The sequence below is a fragment of the Paraburkholderia sp. MM5477-R1 genome (genome assembly GCF_050436385.1).
Classification (GTDB): Bacteria; Pseudomonadota; Gammaproteobacteria; order Burkholderiales; family Burkholderiaceae; genus Paraburkholderia; species Paraburkholderia tuberum.
Genome location: NZ_JBNDMC010000007.1, coordinates 77970 through 98968, shown reverse-complemented (window position 1 = coordinate 98968; position 20999 = coordinate 77970). Strand labels below are relative to the sequence as shown.

Below are 20999 nucleotides of genomic sequence, written 5' to 3'. Positions count from 1 at the left end.
AATTCCTTCAATACGGGTACAACAGCCGCGACTGAAACAGCGTGAAAGCGCGCGTTGCCCGTTGTCCGGATGGTCCGGCGCTTGCGACGGGGCATCACGCTCAATCAGCCTGATCCGCGCCATTTCTCCAATCGTTCTCCGCTCACCGTCCGCCATCATGCTTTCCGAGTTTTCGCTGATCGATCGTTTCTTTGCCCGCCGCGCCGCCGCCGTGCGGCCCGCCAATGCCGAAGGCGGCACGCTCGGCATCGGCGACGATTGCGCGTTGCTGGCGCCGCCTGCCGGCGAAATGCTGGCGATATCGACGGACATGCTGGTCGAAGGCCGTCATTTCTTCGCCGATATCGATCCCGAAGCGCTCGGTCACAAGGCGCTTGCCGTCAATCTGTCTGACCTCGCCGCAATGGGCGCACAGCCGCGGGCGTTCACGCTGGCCTTCTCGCTGCCGAAAGCCGACGAAGCCTGGCTTTCCGGTTTCAGCGAAGGCCTGTTCGCGCTCGCCGAGCGCTACGGTTGCGAGCTGATCGGCGGCGATACGACGGGCGGGCCGCTCAATCTGTGCATTACGGTATTCGGCAGCGTGCCGCCACGAACAGCCTTGCGCCGCGATGCCGCGCAACCCGGCGACGACATCTGGATCTCCGGCACTCTCGGCGACGCGCGCGCCGGCCTCGGCGCGCGGCGCGGCGAATGGTCCGCCACCCCGAATGACGCCGCGACGTTCCGCCGGGCGCTCGAACGCCCCGAGCCGCGCATCGCGCTCGGCCTCGCGCTGCGCGGCATCGCACACGCGGCGCTCGACCTGTCGGATGGACTCGCCGGCGATCTGCGGCACATCCTCGAACGCTCGTCGGTGGGCGCGAGCGTCGACGTCGATGCGGTGCCGCGCTCGGCCGCGCTACGCCGCCTGCCGCCCGACGTCCAGCAGCGCTGCACGCTCGCCGGCGGCGACGACTACGAGCTGTGCTTCACCGCGCCCGCCGCCGCGCGCGCCGCGGTCGAGGCCGCCGCGCAGAAGGCCGCCGTGCCGGTCACCCGCATCGGTACAATAAGCGCACTGGAGGCGGCCACCGACCGCCCGGCCATCGCGTGGCGCAACGCCAGCGGCGCGCCGCTCACTCTGACCTTGCAAGGTTTCGATCACTTTCATGCAGAATGACCCCCCGCTCGGCCCCGCCGACGACTTCCTCGGCGGCGAGCCGCCCCAGGCGCCTGGACCGCGCGAGCCGAAGCCTGCTCAGCCGCGCCGCGCGACCGCGCGCTTCATGCTGTCGCATCCAGTCCACCTTCTGTCGCTCGGCTTCGGCAGCGGGCTGTCGCCCATCGCACCGGGCACGATCGGCACGCTGCTCGGGTGGGCCTCGTTCGCGGTGCTGAGTCGTTATCTGACAGTTATCGAATGGGGCGTGCTGATCGGCGTCGGCTTTCTCGGCGGCATCGCGTTGTGCGGCTTTACCGCGAAGCGGCTCGGCGTCGAGGATCCGTCGGCGGTCGTGTGGGACGAAATCGTCGCGATCTGGCTCGTGCTGCTGATGGTCACGCCTGCCACGCTCACCGGCCAGGTGTGGGCGTTCCTGATCTTCCGCTTCTTCGACATGGTGAAGCCGCCGCCGATCGGCTACTTCGACCGCCGGCTGAAAGGTGGCTTTGGCATCATGTTCGATGACCTGATCGCCGCATTTTTTACGTTGCTGGTGATTGCGCTGTGGCGGATGTCGGTTTGAGCGCCGCCTGTTCACCGTTCGAGTACCGTTCGACTGTTTTGGTCGCCGCCCGGCCCCTGCCGTTCGCCGCGCCGCCCGGCCGGCTTCGTTTTCCGGATTGACTGAGATCATGCCTACCGATTCCGTCGTTCACCAGCTTGCGATCCGCGTGAGCAACCGTCTGCGCGACGAGCGCCTGATGCTCGTGACCGCCGAGTCCTGCACGGGCGGCATGGTCGCGACCGCGATCACCGACATCTCCGGCAGCAGCGGCTGGTTCGAACGCGGCTTCGTCACGTATTCGAACCAGGCGAAAAGCGAAATGATCGGTGTGCCGGCCGACCTGATCGAAAAGCACGGCGCGGTCAGCGAGCCGGTCGCACGAGCGATGGCCGAAGGCGCGCTGCGCAACAGCCGAGCGCAGGTGTCGCTGTCGATCACCGGTGTCGCCGGCCCCGGCGGCGGCACGGAAACCAAGCCTGTCGGGATGGTGTCGTTCAGTTGGAGCAACCGGCTGCACACGTCGGTGGAAACGAAGATTTTCAAGGGCGACCGCGACCAGATCCGCGTGCAGGCCGCGGCGCACGCGCTGCGCGGCCTGCTGGCGCTACTCGACGAACGCGAGCATTGAGCGGCGGCTAACTATCACCGAGGAGGCGGACAATGCCGGATTCGCGCGCGATCGCAGACGAACTGATCCGCCGCTTCGATCTGAAGCCCCATCCTGAAGGCGGCTTTTTTGCGGAGACCTACCGCTCGGCCGCGCGTGTGCTGCGCGCCGGCGAGCCGAGCGAGGTTGGGAACGCCCGTGCGGCGTCGACTGCGATCCATTACTTGCTGTGCGACGGCGCGCATTCGGCGTGGCATCGGATCCGTTCCGATGAAGTCTGGCATTTCTATGCCGGCGAGCCGCTGCTGGTCCACGTGCTCGATGAAAGTGATGCCGGCGGTGCGCTCGTCACGCACCGGCTCGGCAATCCGCTCACGCATCCCGATACGGTCTGTCAGGCCGTCGTGCCGGCCGGCTTGTGGTTCGCGGCCGAGTGCGCCGATCCGGCATCGTTCGCGCTGGTCGGCTGCACGGTCGCGCCGGGTTTCGAATTCAGCGAGTTCGAACTCGCGGAGGTGGACGCGCTGAAGGCGCGGCATCCGCGGCATGCGGGGTTGATCGGGCGGCTCGCACCGGCGCGCTGACGCGCCGCGCCGGTCGTCGCGGGATCGCCCGCCGCGGGATCGCCCGCCGCGGGATCGCCCGCCGCGGGATCGCCCGCCGGTTCAACGAAACGCGTTGATCCGGTCGCGGGTGTCCTTCGCGGTCTGCGCGGCCGCTTGCACGAAATCGTCGCCCTTGCCCGCGTAGATGATCGCGCGCGAAGAGTTGATCAGCATGCCGGTGCCGTTCGCGGTGCGTCCGGCGCTCACGGTGGCCTGCACGTCGCCGCCTTGCGCGCCGATGCCCGGAATCAGCAGCGGCATGTCGCCGACGATCCCCCGCACCACTTCGATTTCCTTCGGAAACGTCGCGCCGACCACGAGCCCAAGCTGGCCGCTCGCATTCCACTTCTGCGCGGCCAGTTGCGCGACGACCTGATACAACGGCCGACCGCTTGTCTCGAGAAACTGCAGATCCGAGCCACCCGCGTTCGACGTGCGACACAGCACGATCACGCCCTTGCCTGCGTGCTCGAGATACGGCTCGATCGAATCGAAACCCATGTACGGATTGACCGTCACCGCGTCGGCCTGGTAGCGCTCGAAGGCCTCGCGTGCGTATTGCTCGGCCGTGCTGCCGATATCGCCGCGCTTGGCGTCGAGAATCACCGGCAGGCCCGGATGGTTCGCGTGAATGTGGGCGATCAGCTGCTCGAGCTGCTCTTCTGCGCGATGCGCGGCGAAGTAGGCGATCTGCGGCTTGAACGACGACGCGTACGGCGCGGTTGCATCGACGATCGTGCGGCAGAACTCGAAGATCGCGTCGGCGCGGCCCGCGAGCGCACCCGGGAATTTGCTGGGCTCGGGATCGAGGCCAACGCACAGCAGCGAGTTCGTGCGCTGCCAGGCGTCGTTGAGTGTCTGGATGAAATTGGACATGGTGAGTCTCGCGGCGAGCCGGTAATCGGAGGAGGCGCGTATTTTACCTGTCCCACGAACGCCGTCCGTCGATGGCGGTCACCGCGCGGCCCGCGCCTCATAGGCGATAGCAGCGCCAGGCCGCCCGTTCGGACGTTCGTCCGGCCGGCGGCCCGGCGGCTACGACTGCGGCTACTTCCTGCGCCGCGCGCCGCGCCCGCCCGGCATCGAGCGCAGTCCAGTCCGCTCGACCGTGAAGCGGAACGTGCGCGTCAACCGCTCGCCGCGCTTGAGCAGCGTCATGCCGTTTTCGCTCGCGCCGCCCGCCAGGTTCATTGCATTGATCGGATGATCGACCGGTTCGAAGCAGAAGAAGTCTTCGCCGGGCGGCGTGTACAGCACGTAATAGTCAGTGTCGGCGGCGATGTTCAGCGACAGACGGCGCTTCGGCCACACCACTGCCGCCTGGCCGCTCCAGCCGGTGAACGCGTGATTAACGATCGTCTCCGGCAGCGGATACGCGACGCCGAACTGCCACGCGGGGGGCGCCGGCACGTGGCGCACCGGCAGCCAGTCGTCGCCCGAGAGCCACAGGCCGCCGGCCGCCGCCGACAGCTCGGTGTCCGCGTCGCGCACGAAGAACGGATGCACGCCGAGCCCGAACGGCAGCGTCTCGCGGCCAGCGTTTTCGATGTCGAGCGAGACGACCAGCGTTGGGCCGTCCAGCGTGTAGGTTTGTGTCGCGCGGAACGCGTATGGCTTGCCGTCGCTGCGGTCGAGCGCGAGACGCACGTGCTCGCGGCCCGCGTCGAGCACCTGCCATTGCGCGAGCCAGCCGTCGCCGTGAATCGGCAGCGGCTCGTCGGCGCGGTTGCGCGGTACCTCGACGCGCCGCCCGGCCACGCTGAAATGGCCGCCGCCGATGCGGTTCGAGTACGGCAAGAGCGGATAGCAGGCCAGCTGGTTCGGTTGCGTATCGCCACCGACGTGACTGCAGCGCCGGAAGATCGGCGTCAGCGCGCCGTCGTCGCGCCAGTCGAAGCGGGTCACACCGCCGCCGAGCGTCGGCGCGACATCGAGACGCAATTGCGAGTTGGCGAGTGTGATGCACGCGACATCGCCGGCGCTGCCTTCGCCGAGGGCCACCGCCGACGTGCTCGGGCCCGCCAGCACGGGATTGGCCGCCGCGGCGAGTCGCGAGCGTCGCGTTTGAGAGGTTGGGGATGAGGCTGAAACGAGATTCGCAACAGTCATATCTGGCTCCATCGAGAGGCGTGGGACGTTGCCGTCAGGGTTGACGGGAGTTGCGGGCGACTTTTTGTGACCAATTCGCCTCGAGTCCGAACTGCATGCTGCCGATTCGTTGCCGGCCGGTCGCGGGCGTATTGCTCGCGGACCGAAACTGCCACATCGACTTCTGCTTCACCTTCAGGATCGCGGCCCCGGCGTGCGGCCGGGGCTGCGTCATTCTGCGCTAGATAGGCGCGCCCTGGAACAGCGGCTCCGCAACACCGCGCCGCGCGAGCGTCGCGACGAACAGGTCGCCCGCGAGCGTGTCGGCCGCGCGCGCCGTCGCATCGAGCTCGGCGTAGGCGCTCGTGATGTACAGCGTGTCGAGCGCCGTCTCGCCCTGGGCGCTGCCCGTGGCCTGGCCGAGCGCGGCACCGCCGATCGCGACGCAGCTCGGCTGCGTGGTGGGCACGTCGATGCGCTCGGTTTCCACGCCATCGGGGCCGTAACGCACCACGCGCGCGCCGCCCCATTGCGCGTTCCACAGGCCGCCGTCGCTGTCGACGGTCGAGCCGTCGGGGATGCCTTTCGCATCGGTCAGGCGAGTGAACAGGCGATCGTTCGCGATGCCGCCGTCCGCGCGATAGTCGCACGCGCGGATTTCACGCGTCGGCGAATCGCAGTAGTACATCGTCGCGCCGTCGGGACTGAATGCGATGCTGTTCGAAATCGCCGGCGCTGGCAACGGTAAACGTTCGAGCGACAGATCGTGATTCAACCGATAAAAGCCGGCGACCGTCTGCCGTTGCCCGCTTTCGTCCTTGGTGCCGAACACGAAACGCCCTTGCCGATCGCAGCGGCCGTCGTTGACGCGCGTGTTGAGACCGGGCTCGACGTCGACGATGCGCTGCGTGCCGCCCTTCTCCAGATCGAAAAACGCGAGGTGCGATGCGAGCCCGAGCAGCACGTAGCGCGGGTTTTCGCACAGTGCGAAGGTGGCGAGCCGCTCGGGCATGTCGAACGAATCGCTGCGGCCGTCGGCCGGATCGTAGCGCCACAGCCGCGCGCCTTCGATGTCGGTCCAGTAGAAGCGGCCGCTCCTCGCGCACCAGGTCGCGCCTTCGCCGAGCTCGCATTGCGCGTCGAGCAGCAGCGTGGCCCGCTGCACGCGCGGGCTGGCGCTCACGCCCAGCCTCCGTCGACGACGATGTCCTGCGCGGTGATCATGCGGCTGTCGTCGGCGGCGAGGAACAGCGCCATGCGCGCGAGGTCGGCCGGCATCAGCTCGGCGTCGATGCACTGGCCTTCCTTGATCTGGCGGCGGCCGTTGTCGTCGAGCCACAGGCGCAGCTGCTTGTCGGTCATCACCCAGCCCGGCACCAGCGTGTTGACGCGGATATTGAAGTGGCCGAGGTCGCGCGCGAGCCCGCGCGTCAAACCCTGCACCGCCGACTTCGACATCACGTACACCGGATAGCCGCCGTTCTTCAGCATCCAGCTGATCGAGCCGAGGTTGATGATCGAGCCGCTACGCGCGGCCTTCATGTCCTCCATCACGGCCTGCGCCGCGAAGAACTGATGGCGGATGTTTACGGCGATGCCCGCGTCGAACGACTCGCGCGTCACGTCGCCGATCTGATGGCGCTTGTCGTTCGCAGCGTTGTTGATGAGCACCTGGATCGGACCCAGCGCGGCCTTCACGTCGGCGATCGCTTTTTGCAGCGCGTCGACGTCGGTCAGATCGCAGGCCAGAAACAGCGGCTTGTGCTTCGAATCGCCGAGCTGGTCGGCGAGCGCGTCGCCCGCGCTCGCGTCGATATCGAAGAACGCGACGCGCGCGCCCTGCGCCGCAAAGTGCTCGACGAACGATGCGCCGATGCCGGTCGCGCCGCCCGTGATCAGCACCGTACGGTCGACGAGGCTCGGATAGCGCGCGTACGCGGTGTCAGCGAGGCTGGCGTTTGCATTGGCCGGAGACGACATCGTTCGATTCCTTTATGAGCTTGGATGTGCTTGGGATGGGGTGAAAGCGACTCAATCGCGCGAGCCGCGGTTCTTCAACTGGTCGAGCAACACGGCCGCGAGCAGGATCGCGCCGCGCACCAGGTACTGATAGAACGCGTCGATGTTCAGCAGGTTCATCACGTTCTCGACCGTACCCATGATCAGCACGCCGATCACGACGCCGGAGATCGTCGCGCGGCCGCCCAACAGCGACACGCCGCCGAGCACGCACGCGGAGATCACGTTCAGCTCGAAGCCTTCGGCGGCGTTCGGCTGACCCGACGTGATACGCGACGCGAGAATCACGCCGGCAAGCGCGGTGACGGCGCCCTGGATCAGAAAGATGTAGACGCGCGTGCGCTCCACGTTGATACCGGCGAGCCGCGACGCTTCCGGATTACCGCCGATCGCCAGCGTATTGCGGCCGTACACGGTTTGGTTCAGCATCACGCCGAACACAATGAAGCAGATCAGCGTGACCCAGATCGGCAGCGACACGCCGAAGAACGTCAGGCCGCCGAGCGCGATGAACGTATCGGACGACACGCCGACCGCCTGCCCATGCGACACGATGAAGCCGAGGCCACGCACGATTTCCATCGTCGCGAGCGTCGTGATCAGCGCGTTGATGCGCAGGTACGCGATCACCGCGCCGTTGACGAAGCCGATCACCGCGCCCGCCGCGACCGCCGCGATGATCGCGATGACCGTGCTGTTGGTCGCGTTGAGCACCATCGCGCACAGCACGCCGGCGAACGCGACGGTCGAGCCGACCGACAGGTCGAAGTCGCGCGACGCGAGGCAGAACATCATCGTGCACGCGACCATGCCGATCTGCGAGATCGACAGCGCGAGGCCGAGCATGTTCTCGATCGAGAAGAAATGATCGACGGTCAGCGACATCGTGACGAACATCAGGATGAAGATCACGATCAGGCTGTATTCGGTGATCTGCTGCCACCATTTGGCCTTGTCGCCGGTCTGCGGAATCAGCGCGTCGGCCGCGCTCTTGGCGGTCTGCTGCGCGAGATTTTCTCTGGCTTGCATGTTCAATACTCCTCCCCGTTCCCCACGGGTTGCGGACTCGCGTCCGGATAAGGTTCAGGCCGCGCGCGACGCGCTCTGGTTGGCGGCGTTGGCGTTCGCGTTTTCAGGCAGCGCGGTCGAGCTTTGCGGCAGCGCGAGGCTCAGCACCGACTGTTCGGTCGCGTCCTTGCGCGCGAGCTCGCCGGAAATGCGGCCCTGGCGCATCACGACGATCCGGTCGGACACGCCGAGCACTTCCGGCAATTCCGACGAAATCATCACGATCGCGCAGCCGCGCTCCGCGAGCTGATAGATCACGTTATAGATCTCGTGTTTCGCGCCGACGTCGATGCCGCGTGTCGGTTCGTCGAGAATCACGACTTTCAGATCGGGCTCGGCGAGCCAGCGCGACAGAATCGCCTTCTGCTGGTTGCCGCCCGACAGGAAGCGGATCTTCTGCCGCCGATGCGGCGTCTTGATCTTCAGCAGCTTGATGAAACGATCCGCCGTCTGCGCCTCCTTCTTGCGATCGAGAAACACGCCCGCGCGCAGATAGTGACGGCGGCAGCTGATGTTGATGTTCTCCGCGACGCTCGCCATCGCGACGATGCCCTCTTCCTTGCGATCCTCGGGACACAGCACGATGCCGTGCTTAATCGCCTCGCCCGCGCTGCGCACCTTGATCGGCTTGCCGTCGAGTATGAGTTCGCCGCCCTTGCGATGCTCGGCGCCGTACACCAGATGCATCAGCTCGCTGCGACCCGCGCCGACGAGTCCGAAGAAGCCGACGATCTCGCCGCGCCGCACCTCGAAGCTCGCCGGCTGCGCGAGCGGATGACCTTCGATCGCCTTCGCCGCGAAACGCACTTCACCGAGCGGCCGCGCCGAATAGCTATAGATGTCCGAAATTTCGCGCCCGACCATCTCGCTGACGATCGTGTCGCGCGACACGCCTTCTAGCGTGGGATGCGACGCGACCTTGCGGCCGTCGCGGAAGATCGTGCACGCGTCGCACAGCTCGTAGATCTCGTCCATGCGGTGCGAGATGTAGATCATCGCGCGGTTGTCGGCGCGCAGATCGCGCACCAGCTTGAACAGCACCTCGGTCTCGCGGTGCGACAGCGAGCTGGTCGGCTCGTCGAGCGCGATCACGCGCGCGTTGCGCATCAGCGCCTTGCAGATTTCGACCATCTGCCGCTGCGCGATCGACAGCTTGCGCAGCTTCGCGTTCGGATCGAGCGCGACGCCCATCGCTGCGAGCCGCTCGCGCACGAAGCGCTTCGCCTCGCGCTTGTTGACCCAGCCGAGCGCATTGGGCAGCTGGCCGAGCAGCAGATTCTCCGCGACCGTGAGGTCGGGCACGTACTGCAGTTCCTGGTGAATCACCGCGATGCCGGCACCGATCGACGCGGCCGCGCTCGGAAAGCGCACCTCGTTGCCGTCGATCATCATGCGGCCCGAATCGGGCTGATACTCGCCGCCGAGAATTTTCAGCAGCGTCGATTTTCCCGCGCCGTTTTCGCCCATCAGGCCGTGCACCTGGCCGACGTTGACGTCGAAGGACACGCCGTCGAGCGCACGCACGCCTGGAAAAACCTTGCCGATATTGTCAAAACGTAGCGTCGCTGACACTTCGCCTCCTTGTCGACCGGAATTAGCGCTTTAGCGCTTACTCCGGTGCCATGCAAGATATTGCTGCTTCATGTTGACCGTACGCGTTTCGCGCGCGGTCCGTCTGTCTACCGCAGATCGTTTCTCGCCGCCGGCGCGCCGTCCCCTGCGCCAGGCAGGGAAAGCGACGCGCCGGCGGTGTACTTCATACCACCGCAAGTGTTGCGATTACTTCGACGCGAGGCCCATCTTCTCGCGCACTTCGCCGACGTTGTCGCGCGTCGCCAGCATGCCGGTCGTCAGCGTCAGCAGCGGCGGTTCCTTGCCCTGCGTGATCCACGCGTACATCAGTTCCGAGGTTTCCTCGCCGTGGCGCTTCGGGCTGATGATCACGGTGCCGTAGAAGCCCGTCGGCTGCGGCTTCTTGAACTCGTTCATCGCGGACTCCGAACCGCCGATGCCGATGCCGATCATGTTGTCGGCCTTGAAGCCACGGCCTTCCGCCGCGCGCACCGCGCCGAGCACGCCTTCGTCGTTCAGCGCGTAAGCGACCCAGTGCTTGAACTGCGGGTTCTTCGTCAGCGCGATGTTGGCGGCGTTGAACGCGTTTTCCGTGTCGGTCTTCGCCTGCGGCGCGGTGACGATGTTCGCTTTCGGGAAGCCCGCGGCGACCAGCGCGTCGGTTGCGCCGGTGGTGCGGTCATGCGCGGTCGGCAACTGCTCGTAGGTCACGTCGATCGCGCCGACGTCCTTCATGTCCCAGCCGCGTTTCTTGATTTCAGCCGCGATGCCGTCGCCGACCTGCTTGCCGATGTTATACGCCGAGATGCCCATGTGCGGCACCGCTTCGATCGGCTTGCCCGCGCCGTCGACGAGGCGGTCGTCGACCGTCATCATCTTCAGGCCGTCCGCCTTCGCCTTCGCGACGATGCCCGGCCCGAGCTTGACGTCGGGCGTGCAGATCACGAAGCCCTGTGCCTTCTGCGCGGCGAGGTTATCGATTGCGCTCATTACCTTCTCGCCCGACGGCGCGCCGATCTTCACGAGCGTGAAGCCCTTCTGCTTGGCGGCGATCTCGGCGAACTTCCATTCGTCCTGGAACCAGGGCTCTTCCGGCTGCTTCACGAGGAAGCCGATCTTGACCGTATCGGCAGCCTGTACGACCGGTGCGTTGAAGAGCACACCCGCCGCCGCCGCTGCCAGCGTGAGGAAAATTCTGCGTTTCATAATGCGTGTCTCCTGACTAATTGATAACGAGAAGGTAATCGGCCGCGTCTTCTTGTACCGGTCTGACACACGCGGCCAGCGCGTCGTCCGGTGTTCTGTGCATCTCTTCGCGATGCGAATTCAGTCGTGATACAGCGCCGAGCGTCCGCCATCGACAGTGATGCAGCTCGCGTTGATGAACGGCGCTTCGTCCGACGCGAGGAACACCGCGGTCATCGCCACCTCCTCCGGGCGGCCGATGCGCTTCATCGGCTGCAGATCGAGTGTCGCCTGCTGCGCGGCGGCCGGATCGGACTGCTCGTTCCACCAGTCGTGCGTCAGCTGCGTTTCGATGTAGCCCGGCGCGATCGCGTTCACGCGCACGTTGCACGGCGCGTACTCGATGCCGAGCGCGCGCGTGAGGCCAATCACGCCGTGCTTCGCGACCGGGTACGGAAAGCAGCCCGGAATGATCTTGAACGCGTGCGTCGACGCGATGTTCACGATGCTGCCCGCGCCACGCTCGACCATGCCCGGCAGCACCGCGCGACAGCCGTTCCACACGCCGTCGAGATCGACCGCGAAGCAGCGCCGCCAGTCGGCGTCGGTCATCGTCAGCGGATCGCAGAACACGTTGATGCCCGCGTTGTTGACGAGGATGTCGAGCGCGCCGAACGCGCGTTCGCCTTCGCTGACCGCGTGCCGCACCGACGCGGATTGCGTCACGTCGGTCTGCACCGCGAGCACGCGCGCGCCGGCGCCGGTGCCAACTTCCGCCTCGATCTGCGCGGCCGTGCGCTGCGCCAGGTCGAGGTCGAGTTCCGCCAGCACGACCGCCGCGCCCTCGCGCGCGAACGCCAGCGCGATCGCCGCGCCGATGCCTCGTCCAGCGCCCGTCACGAGAGCGGCTTTGCCGGCGAGCCGGTTCATTTCTTCGCGCCCGCGCGGGCGATCCGCAGACCGTTGATGAACGCCTTCGCATGCGACGCGGTCACCGCCGCGCTCTGGCCCGGCTTGTACAGCGCGGAGCCGAGGCCGAAACCGTTCGCGCCGGCGCTCAGGAACGGCCCCATGTTGTCCGGCGTGACGCCGCCGACCGGCACGAGCGGCACCTGCGCGGCGATCACCGCGCGCCATGCCTTGACGACCTGGCAGCCGAGTTGCTCGGCGGGAAACATCTTCAGCACGTCCGCGCCGTTCTTCAGCGCGACGAACGCCTCGGTCGGCGTCGCGACGCCTGGCGCGCAGGCGAGGCCCCGCGCCTTCGCGGCGATCACGACTTCCGGATCGCTGTGCGGCATCACGATGAGTTCGCCGCCCGCGGCCTTCACGTCGTCCACGAACAGCGGATGCAGCACCGTGCCCGCGCCGACGATCGCGTCGGCCGGCAGCACCTTGCGGATCGCCGAGATGCTGTCGAACGGCTGCGGCGAATTGAGCGGTACTTCGACGATGCGAAAACCGGCTTCGTACAGGGCCTGACCGTGATCGGCCGCGTCGGCGGGCGTGACGCCGCGCAGGATCGCGATCAGCGGACAGGCTTCGAACGCGGCGATCAGACCCGCGTGCGGCATGTACGGTGCGGGCAGATTGATGTGTGGTTGCATGTCGGTTCCTTGTTTCGTGAGCGTCGTAAAGGGCTCTGCCGCCGGTCAGCCTGCGCGCGCCGCCTGGGCGGACGGCCGGACGAGCGCCGCTTCGACGGCGACGCGCCACAGGCCGCGTTCGGTTGCATGCCTGACCGGCTCCGCGCGCAGACAGCCGAATTGCGCGAGCGCGAGGCGGTAGCGCTCGCACAGCGCTTCGTTGCCGATCAGCCGCAGACTCTGTTGCGCGAGCGAGCTGCCTTGCTGCGCGAGGACCGCTTCGAGGCCGGCGAGTTCGTGCCCGATCAGCAGGCCCGACAGATAGTCCGGCTGTGCCTCGCTCGACAGCGCGCCGGTCAAGCCGAGCGTGCGCGTGCTGAACACGGTCGCGAGCACGCCTGCCTGGCCCTGCTCGCGCGCGATGTTCACGCCGCGCAGAAATGCTTCGGTATCCGGGCGATCGGGCGTGACCATCGTGCGGCCGAGAATCGTGTGCTCGCGCAGCGCGGCGAACACCTCGCCGGTCATGAACGTATGAAAACGCTCGATGCGCTCCGCCTGCACGACCGCCCATTTCGCGTGCGTGCCGGGCAGGCCGATCAGCGAGCGGGCGTTGCTGTCGACCGAGTTCGCGTCGTGCGCGCCGTCCGCGTCCGCGCTGAGCGCGCCGAAAATTTGCGTCTCCTCGCCGCGCATCACGTTCGGCAATTCACCGCGTTGCAGCACGCCCGGCACGATATGCAGCGTCGCGCCGCGCGCGGTCTGCACGCGGACGATACCGGCCACCAACGCATCGGCGTTCGCGGGTGTCTCGACATACGGCGCTTCGAGCCAGCCCTGCGCGCTGCCGACCATCCCCGCCGCGATCACCGGCACGCCGCGCGCGCGGTCGAGCCATGCGCCGCAGGCGTCGTCGAAGGCGGCGTCGAAGCCGCCCTCGGCCGCGCTACGCGGCAGATTCATGATGCCGGCCGTCGATGCGCGCGTCGCCAGCACGCGGCCGTGCGCGTCGAACAGATAGGCGCGCAGCGACGTCGTGCCCCAGTCGAGCGCGATCAGCGCGGCGTGCGTGAAATCGACGGCGGCGGTATCGGCGGCGGCGGTCGCGTCCGGCTTCACGCCCGAGGTGGGCGCGGCGGGCGCCCGGTGGTTCGCCGGCGTGGCGGTGCCCGCTTGTTTCATCGCTTGATCCTGCGCGTGGCCGGTCGCGGTGCGCGCCAACCGAGTTCTTCCGAAATCGCGCGCGCCTCGCGCTGCACGACCGGAATCAGTTCGTCCATCCGTTCGAGCGGCATATAGGGAATCGTGCTGGCCACCGACAACGCCGCGACGATCGCGCCCGACGCATCTCGCACCGGCGCCGCGACGCAACGGATCGCCGCTTCGTTCTCTTCGAGATCGAACGTGTAGCCGCCGGCCGCGTAGTTCGTCATGCGCTGCAGGAAGGTCGGCGCATCGGGGCGGTTGTCCGGCTTGAAGCTGACGCCTGCGAGCGCGCGGCGCGACGCGTCGAACAGCGACTGCCATGCGTCCGGCGCGAGGTCGAGCATCATCGCCTTGCCGATGCCGGTCGACGCGAGCGGCATCCGATGGCCGACGCGCGAGCGCATTTCGAGGCCGCGCGTGCCGGGGATCTTGTCGATGTACAGCACGTCGTCGCCGTCGCGCACGCCGAGGTGGATCGTGTCGAGCGTCTGCTCGGCCAGCGACTCGAGGTGCGCACGCGCGACGGCCGTCAGCGGCATCTGTTCGAGCGCGATCGTGCCGAGCTCGATCAGCTTCGGCCCGAGCAGATAGCCGCCCTGCACCTGGCGCAGATAGCGCGCCTGCACGAGGCTGCTGACGAGCCGGTGCGTGGTGCTGCGGGTCGTGCCGAGCGCGGCGCCGAAGCTGCGCAGATCGCGCACACCGGCCGCGGCCGCCTCGAGAATCGCAAGGCCGCGCAACAGCGTCTGCGTGCCGGCCTGCTGCGGCGTGATTTCCAGCAGCGTGACCGGCAGCCCGAGACCGTCGACGGTCGCCGCGCGCGCCACCGGGCGCGACGCCCTCGCGGTAGCGGACGCACTGGCGGCGACATTGGCGGTGACGGCTGAAGCCTCGCGCGGCGCGGAATTCAGCGCCGGATTCGCGGCGCTGTTCGGCCCGCCGTTCGAGCCCTGCGCGGCCTCGGTCGCGCTGGCGGCGGGAGTGGGCATCGCTTTGTTCATGGCGATTCGCCTTCGGATGGTTTCTGCGCTTAGCGCGCGGGGCCGGAGAACAGGGCGGAAACGGGTGCGGCGCCGCGCTCGCGCGGCTGCTGTGGTTGGCTGCCAGACATGGTCGGTCTCGTCTCCGGTTTTTTTCTGTCGCTATTCGCTGTTTCGGCGCGCTGGGGCGCCGACTCGCGATGCATGTTGGCTTGGATTGTAGGGCGACTTTTGAGAATCACCAATATGTGAATGTTGAGTCCATATAGTGAGATTTTAGTGGCGATCGAGTGTTTAGCGAACTGTCGCGGTCGCGGTCTGCTGACGAAAAAAAGCCCGCGCGAGGCGGGCTTCGAAGCAGGACAACGAGATCGAGGGCTCTTTCAATCCGGCAATTCAGCCGCGCCCATCCGCCGCGCAATCACGCGCGCGCGTTGCGTGAGATACGCCGAATTCCTGTGTTCATCGAAATACCTGGGGCGTGGCAGCATCACCGCGAGCCGCGCCGACTGCGCGGCCGTGAGCTTGCTCGCCGAGGTCTTGAAGTAGTACTGCGCGGCCGCCTCGGCGCCGTACACGCCGCTGCCCCATTCGACCGAGTTCAGATAGATCTCGAAGATGCGCTGCTTGTCCATCAGCGTTTCGAGCATCCACGTGATGATCAGCTCCTGGCCTTTGCGGATATAGCTTTTCTCGCGCGACAGAAACAGGTTGCGCGCAAGCTGCTGCGAGATCGTCGAGCCGCCGCGCACGATCCGGCCTTGCGCCTTGTTGCGCTCCCACGCCTGCAGGATCGCGTCGGTTTCGTAGCCTTTGTTGTTGACGAAGTTCGCGTCTTCGGACGCGATGATCGCGCGCTTCAGGTTGCGCGAAATCTGCTCGTACGGCACCCACGTTCGCTGCACCGACAGATCCGGCCGGTCCTGCGACAGACGCCATGCGTCCGAGCGCATGAACGCGGTCGAGCGCGGATTGACGACGTTCCAGATTGCGATCTGCGCGAAGTAGTACGCCTGCGTCGCGAGCCAGGCGATGGCCACGACCGCGGTCAACCAGGCGAGCCAGCGCAGCGGGCCGGACTGGCCGCGCGAACCGCTGGCGCGCCGCGTCGCTGTCATGGTGCGTGCTATCCGCGCGCCGACATTACGCGGGCGACGGCGCCGTCAGCAGCGCGCGCAATTCGGCGAGCACCGGCGCACTGTCCGGACGCACGCCGCGCCACACATGGAACGATTCGGCGGCCTGCTCGACCAGCATGCCGAGTCCGTCGGCGCCGCGCGCGCCGAGTTTCGCCGCGTGCTGCATGAAGATGGTCGGATGCGCGCCGTACATCATGTCGTAGGCGAGCGTGCCGTTGCCGAACGCGCGATCGTCGCACTCGGGCAGCGACGCATCGAGGCTGCCCGCGGTCGCGTTGACGATCACGTCGTACTGGCCCGCTTCGATCGCGCGGGCGCTGCCGCCGGTCAGACGGCAGTGCGCGCCGCTGGCAGCCTGCGCGAACTGGTCGACCAGCGTTTCGGCCTTCTGCGCCGTGCGATTGACGATCGTCAGCGTATGCGGTGCGCGCTCGAGCATTGGCAGCACGACACCGCGCGCGGCCCCGCCCGCGCCGAGCAGCAGGATGCGCGCGCCCTTCAGCGACACGCCGAGATTCACCTCGATGTCGCGCACGAGGCCGAAGCCATCAGTGTTGTCGCCGTAGATGCCGTCGGCGTCGACCCGCAGCGTGTTCACCGCGCCGGCCGCCGCCGCGCGCGGCGACAGCGTATTCGCGAATGCATGCGCGTCGAGCTTGAACGGCACCGTCACGTTCAGGCCGCGTCCGCCCGCTTCGATGAACGCGCGCACGTGCGGCACGAACGCGTCGAGCGGCGCGAGCAGATGACCGTACTCGACCGGCTCGCCGGTTTGCGCGGCGAAGCGGCCGTGGATGAACGGCGACTTGCTATGCCCGACGGGGTTGCCGATGACCGCGTAGCGCTCGCGCGTTGGGTTGCCGCTCATCGTCCCGGCTCCGTGACGTGTTGGTCGTTGTCGGCGTTGTTCGCGGCGTCGTTGCCGTCGCCGGTCGCCGCGGATTCGTCTGCGCTGGGGTTGTCGTTGGGATCGCCGCCTTCGCCTTCGGCTTCCGCTTCAGCTTCGGCTTCGCTTTCGGCGCTGTCATCGGATGCGTCGAGCAACTCTTCCTCGCTCTCGTCCTCGCCTTCTTCGGCTTCGCCGCCGCTCGTCACGGTCGGTGCATCGAGCACGTGCAACAGACGCACCGACGCTTCGATCGTCAGTTCATCGATCGACATGACTTCCATCTGCAAACGCGTGCCGCGCGCATGCACGCCGAGGCCCGGCACGTGCAGCAGCAGCGGAATTTCCTCGAGACGCACGAGATCGCCCTTCACGACCGACGCGACCACCTGCTTGCGGTTTTCCTGGGTGAGCCAGCGCAGACACCAGAAGTACTCCATGCGACGCTGATAGTCGGCGTACGCGGTGTAGGTGTCGTCGAAGCCTTGCACGACCGCGAACAGATCGGCGTCCTTCGGCTTGAACGGCGCGGCGAGCTTGGCGGTCACGCCATGCTGCACGCACGCGATCAGCTGCCACTGATTCACGAGGTCAACGTAGCGGCGCAGCGGCGACGTGCTCCACGCGTACTGCGTGACGCCGAGCCCTTCGTGCGGCGCGGCGTTGGTCTGCATGCGCGTGCGCTTCGGGCCGCTCGGCACGCCGAACGCGCGCTGCGTGCGATAGATGCCCGGCACGCCGTGATCGTGCAGGAACCCGCCCCACGACGAGTTCGCGAGAATCGCCAGCTCGGCGACGATCGTGTCGAGCGGCGAGCCGCGCCGGCGCGGCGTAATCGTGACATGCTCGCCGTCGACGTAGAAATTGAAGTCGGTATTGCGCTGCACTTCGCGGCGCAGGCCGTAGCCGGCGCGCGCGGTCTGGCGCTTTTCGAACAGCGCTTGCGCGAACGGCCACAGCACGGCGATATCGTCCTTGTGCGGATACTCGCCGGTGCCCTCGGCGAGCGCCTTCTCGGTGACGATTTCGTCGAGCGTGTTGTGGCGCAGATTGTTCTTCACGAACACGCGCTCGGCGCGCGTTTCGCTCGCGACGATCTCCTGCGTCTCGCGATTGACGATCACGTACAGCGACAGCGCCGGCCGATACCCACCCTCGGCAAGCGTGAAGGTGTCGACGACGCTGTCGGGCAGCATCGTGATCTTGTCGCCGGGCATGTAGACCGTCGACAGACGCGCGCGCGCAATCGCATCGACGTCGTCGCCACGCTGGATGCCGAGCGCCGGCGCGGCGATGTGCACGCCGATGCGCACACGGCCGTCGGCCAGATGCTCGACCGAGAACGCGTCGTCGATTTCGGTCGTGGTGATGTCGTCGATCGAGAACGCCTCGACGTGCGCCTGCGGCAGATCGTCGGGCACGTTCGCGGCCGCGACGGACGGGAAGCCGGTGCCGTGCGGGAAGAACTCGGACAGGAACTTCGCTTCGTGCAGCGCGCGCGGCGACGCGATCGCGCCGCATTCGAGCATCAGCCGCGCCTGCGAGATGCCGCGCGCGGCCGCGGCGCCCTCGAGCGCCTTGTACTCGATCGTGTTCTTGTCGGGCTTCGTCAAGAGCGCGAGTCCCTTGCCGCCCGCGAACGCTTCAGGCAGACGGCCTGCCTTCAGCTCTTCCTCGTACTGCGCCTGCACGAGCGCCTGCTGACGCTTGCGCTCGAGGCCCGCGAGCGCCATCTTCAGTTGCTCTTGCGGCGCGCGCTGGTACATGCCGCGGCCCTTGCGGCGGAAGTACACCGGCGAGCCGTGCATGCGCAGCACCAGCGCCGCGCGCTCGATCGCGCCGAAGCTCGCGCCGAAGTACTCGGCGCCCAGCGTCGCGAACGGGAATTCATCGTCCGGCGCGCATTCCCACAGGAAGTCCAGATCGATCTCTTGCGCCAACGCGTCGGCCTGCTGCATCAGTTCGGCCGCGGTGGGCTTCTCGAACTCGATCAGCACATCCTTCGCGCGCACCTTCGCGCGCCGCCCGCCCGGCAACTCGACCTGAAACGCGTCGCCCTGGCGCGACAGCACGCTGCCGGCCTTGAAACTGCCCGATTCCTCGAAGAAGACGTTCACTCAATACTCTCGTTCTGACTTGCGTCTGCCGTCGCGCCCGACGCCCTGTGGCGATCGATCACTGCATGCGCGGCACGGCAACCTGTTCGTGATAGTGAATCCGCGGCGCGCACTGCGCGTGCCAGCGGGTTGAATCTTGCGACCAGCGGTGGCGGTCGGTGGGTCTTTCTGACTGACGTCCTTGCAGGGTTCGATGCCGCCGCCCTTGCGTGCCGTCAGGCCGCTGCGCGCGGCGCCGGCGGCTCGACATGTTCGGCGTCGCAAAAGGCCAGCACGTCGCCGAGATACTGCGCGAACTCGCTGATCGCGTGGTCGCTGCCCTCGATCAGCGTGGTGCGCGCGCCCGGATAGTGCGCGAGCATTTCGCGGTAGTCGAGCACTTCGTCGCCGGTGGCTGCCATCAAATAATAGCGTTCGGGCCGCGTGATCGACGCCACGCCGAGCGCGCGCAATTCATCCAGATGATGCGGCTCGACAACGATGCTGCCGCCACCGTGCCACAACGGCTGCTCGCCGAGATACGCGCTCAGGTCGCGCTGCGGCACGACCGCCGGGTTCAGCAGCACGGCCGGCCAGCCGTGTTTCTCGGCCAGATGGGTGGCGAAGTAGCCGCCGAGCGAACTGCCGATCACGGTCACCTGCCGCGCATCGCCCTTCGCGCGCGCGTCGGCGACCAGCGATTCGGCGAGCGCCACGGTTTCGAACGGCGACACCGGCAGCATCGGGCAGCACCACTCGTCGGCGCGGCCCAGCTCGGCGAGACGCGCCGCGAGCAGGCGCGCCTTGAACGAATTCGGCGACGAACGGAAACCGTGCAGATACAGAATCACGACACGCCTCGCGTCGAAAGACCGTCGAGCAGTTTCTGATGCACCCCGCCGAAGCCGCCGTTGCTCATCACCAGAATCTGGTCGCCGGGGCGCGCCGCGCGGACCACCGCCTTCACGAGCGCGTCGAGGTTGTCGAACGCCTGCGCCTTGCCGTCGAGCGGCGCGAGCGCTTCGCCGAGGTTCCAGCCGAGCGCGTCGCGCCCGCTCGGCGCGCCGTAGCCGAACACGAGATCGGCGTCGGCGAGGCTCGCCGGCAGTTGCGCTTTCATCATGCCGAGCTTCATCGTGTTCGAGCGTGGTTCCAGCACCGCAAGGATTCGCGTGTTGTCGCGGCCGACCCGCGCGCGCAGGCCGGCCACCGTCGTCTCGATCGCGGTGGGGTGATGCGCGAAGTCGTCGTACACGGTCACACCCTCGACGCTGCCACGCACTTCCATGCGGCGCTTCACGTTGCGAAAGCCGGACAGCGACTTCGCGGCCTGCGCGGGCGGCACGCCGACATGGCGCGCGGCGGCGATCGCGGCGAGCGCGTTCAGGCGGTTATGCTCGCCCTGCACCTGCCAGTCGACCACGCCGACGCGCTCGCCGTTGTGATAGACGGCGAAGCGTTCGTCGACGGGCACGCCCTGCTCCGCCGCCTGGATCTCCCAGCCGCCCTGGACGCCGAAGCGCTCGACCTCGCTCCAGCAGCCGCGCGTCAGTACGCGCTCGAGCGCGTCCTCGCGGCCGTTCGTGACGACGCGGCCGAGGCGTGGCACCGTGCGGATCAGATGATGGAACTGCGTTTCGATCGCGGCGAGATCAGGGAAGATGTCGGCGTGATCGAATTCGAGATTGTTCAGCACCGCCGTTTTCGGGCGGTAATGGACGAACTTCGAGCGTTTGTCGAAGAACGCGGTGTCGTATTCGTCGGCTTCGATCACGAAGAAGCTCGAATCGGTGAGCCGCGCCGACACGCCGAAATTGAGCGGCACACCGCCGATCAGGAAGCCGGGGTTCAGGCCCGCGTCTTCGAGCAGCCAGGTCAGCATCGAGCTCGTGGTGGTCTTGCCGTGCGTGCCGGCCACGGCCAGCACCCATTTGCCGTTCAGCACGTGCTCGCCGAGCCACTGCGGACCGGACACGTACGGCAGGCCGCGGTCCAGAATCGCTTCCATCAGCGGGTTGCCGCGCGTGACCACGTTGCCGATCACGAATAGATCCGCGTTCAGGCCGTTCAGTTGGTCCGCGTCATAACCCTCGATCAGACCGATGCCTTGCGCCTCGAGCTGCGTGCTCATCGGCGGATAGACGCCGGCGTCGCAGCCGGTCACCGTGTGGCCCGCATTGCGCGCGAGCACCGCGAGACCGCCCATGAAGGTGCCGCAGATGCCGAGGATGTGGATATGCATAAGCCTGTCGTGCC

General features: G+C 67.2%; 20 protein-coding genes. 4 read left to right on the top strand and 16 right to left on the bottom strand.

From position 1 onward, the window contains the following. Positions 1–157 precede the first annotated feature (157 nt). The 4 genes from thiL to OKW35_RS29240 all read left to right on the top strand — a co-directional run bounded on the left by thiL (position 158) and on the right by OKW35_RS29240 (position 2897). Positions 158–1159 carry a thiamine-phosphate kinase gene (gene thiL / locus OKW35_RS29255; protein ID WP_429553903.1) on the top strand — a complete coding sequence of 334 codons (1002 nt, stop codon included), beginning with the start codon at positions 158–160 and terminating at the stop codon, positions 1157–1159. Continuing rightward, positions 1149–1724, top strand: coding sequence for a phosphatidylglycerophosphatase A family protein (locus OKW35_RS29250; protein WP_429356154.1), 576 nt, complete (start codon positions 1149–1151; stop codon positions 1722–1724). Before thiL ends, OKW35_RS29250 begins: the two co-directional genes overlap by 11 nt. A gap of 109 nt (positions 1725–1833) precedes the next feature. After that, positions 1834–2334, top strand: coding sequence for a CinA family protein (locus tag OKW35_RS29245; protein ID WP_184022908.1), 501 nt, complete (start codon positions 1834–1836; stop codon positions 2332–2334). Between the two features lie 32 nt (positions 2335–2366). Then, on the top strand, positions 2367–2897 hold the full coding sequence (locus tag OKW35_RS29240) for a cupin domain-containing protein (protein ID WP_184058483.1): 531 nt from the start codon (positions 2367–2369) through the stop codon (positions 2895–2897). An 81-nt stretch (positions 2898–2978) separates the two neighbouring features. On the opposite strand, the gene pyrF is transcribed toward OKW35_RS29240, so the two are convergent. From pyrF to mpl, 16 genes are all read right to left on the bottom strand, one after another. Beyond that, entirely contained in the window at positions 2979–3794 is an 816-nt protein-coding gene (gene pyrF, locus OKW35_RS29235) for an orotidine-5'-phosphate decarboxylase (RefSeq protein WP_429553902.1), read from the bottom strand. A gap of 171 nt (positions 3795–3965) precedes the next feature. Further along, entirely contained in the window at positions 3966–5027 is a 1062-nt protein-coding gene (locus tag OKW35_RS29230) for an aldose 1-epimerase (RefSeq protein ID WP_429553901.1), read from the bottom strand. 220 nt (positions 5028–5247) lie between these two features. Then, positions 5248–6189: an SMP-30/gluconolactonase/LRE family protein gene (locus OKW35_RS29225; protein ID WP_429553900.1), complete on the bottom strand. Its 942-nt coding sequence runs from the start codon at positions 6187–6189 to the stop codon at positions 5248–5250. Continuing rightward, positions 6186–6986 carry an SDR family NAD(P)-dependent oxidoreductase gene (locus OKW35_RS29220; protein WP_184058491.1) on the bottom strand — a complete coding sequence of 267 codons (801 nt, stop codon included), beginning with the start codon at positions 6984–6986 and terminating at the stop codon, positions 6186–6188. The genes OKW35_RS29225 and OKW35_RS29220 overlap by 4 nt, the downstream gene beginning before the upstream one ends. A gap of 51 nt (positions 6987–7037) precedes the next feature. Beyond that, a complete protein-coding gene (gene araH / locus OKW35_RS29215) occupies positions 7038–8054 on the bottom strand; it encodes an L-arabinose ABC transporter permease AraH (RefSeq protein WP_184022903.1) in 1017 nt (338 codons plus the stop codon). A 54-nt stretch (positions 8055–8108) separates the two neighbouring features. Then, on the bottom strand, positions 8109–9665 hold the full coding sequence (araG, locus tag OKW35_RS29210; protein WP_429356157.1) for an L-arabinose ABC transporter ATP-binding protein AraG: 1557 nt from the start codon (positions 9663–9665) through the stop codon (positions 8109–8111). Between the two features lie 207 nt (positions 9666–9872). Further along, complete coding sequence (locus OKW35_RS29205) at positions 9873–10871, bottom strand: arabinose ABC transporter substrate-binding protein (protein ID WP_184058495.1); 999 nt, start codon at positions 10869–10871, stop codon at positions 9873–9875. A 120-nt stretch (positions 10872–10991) separates the two neighbouring features. Then, positions 10992–11780 (bottom strand): SDR family oxidoreductase, encoded by a 789-nt coding sequence (locus tag OKW35_RS29200; protein WP_429553899.1) that lies wholly within the window; start codon positions 11778–11780, stop codon positions 10992–10994. After that, positions 11777–12457: a 2-dehydro-3-deoxy-6-phosphogalactonate aldolase gene (locus OKW35_RS29195; protein ID WP_184058499.1), complete on the bottom strand. Its 681-nt coding sequence runs from the start codon at positions 12455–12457 to the stop codon at positions 11777–11779. The genes OKW35_RS29200 and OKW35_RS29195 overlap by 4 nt, the downstream gene beginning before the upstream one ends. A gap of 45 nt (positions 12458–12502) precedes the next feature. Next, positions 12503–13618: a 2-dehydro-3-deoxygalactonokinase gene (locus OKW35_RS29190; RefSeq protein ID WP_429553898.1), complete on the bottom strand. Its 1116-nt coding sequence runs from the start codon at positions 13616–13618 to the stop codon at positions 12503–12505. Then, the gene (locus OKW35_RS29185) at positions 13615–14643 is read right to left on the bottom strand and encodes an IclR family transcriptional regulator (RefSeq protein ID WP_429553897.1); all 1029 of its coding nucleotides are present in this window, start codon (positions 14641–14643) and stop codon (positions 13615–13617) included. Before OKW35_RS29185 ends, OKW35_RS29190 begins: the two co-directional genes overlap by 4 nt. Positions 14644–15005: 362 nt before the next feature. Further along, on the bottom strand, positions 15006–15740 hold the full coding sequence (gene mtgA / locus OKW35_RS29180; protein ID WP_184058505.1) for a monofunctional biosynthetic peptidoglycan transglycosylase: 735 nt from the start codon (positions 15738–15740) through the stop codon (positions 15006–15008). Positions 15741–15765: 25 nt separating this feature from the next. Continuing rightward, positions 15766–16629, bottom strand: a complete 864-nt coding sequence (aroE, locus tag OKW35_RS29175) for a shikimate dehydrogenase (RefSeq protein WP_184058507.1) — start codon at positions 16627–16629, stop codon at positions 15766–15768. Then, complete coding sequence (locus tag OKW35_RS29170; RefSeq protein WP_429553896.1) at positions 16626–18764, bottom strand: ribonuclease catalytic domain-containing protein; 2139 nt, start codon at positions 18762–18764, stop codon at positions 16626–16628. The genes aroE and OKW35_RS29170 overlap by 4 nt, the downstream gene beginning before the upstream one ends. Positions 18765–18979: 215 nt before the next feature. Continuing rightward, positions 18980–19594, bottom strand: a complete 615-nt coding sequence (locus OKW35_RS29165; protein WP_429553895.1) for a YqiA/YcfP family alpha/beta fold hydrolase — start codon at positions 19592–19594, stop codon at positions 18980–18982. Beyond that, positions 19591–20985, bottom strand: a complete 1395-nt coding sequence (mpl, locus tag OKW35_RS29160; RefSeq protein ID WP_184058513.1) for a UDP-N-acetylmuramate:L-alanyl-gamma-D-glutamyl-meso-diaminopimelate ligase — start codon at positions 20983–20985, stop codon at positions 19591–19593. Before mpl ends, OKW35_RS29165 begins: the two co-directional genes overlap by 4 nt. Positions 20986–20999: the final 14 nt, after the last annotated feature.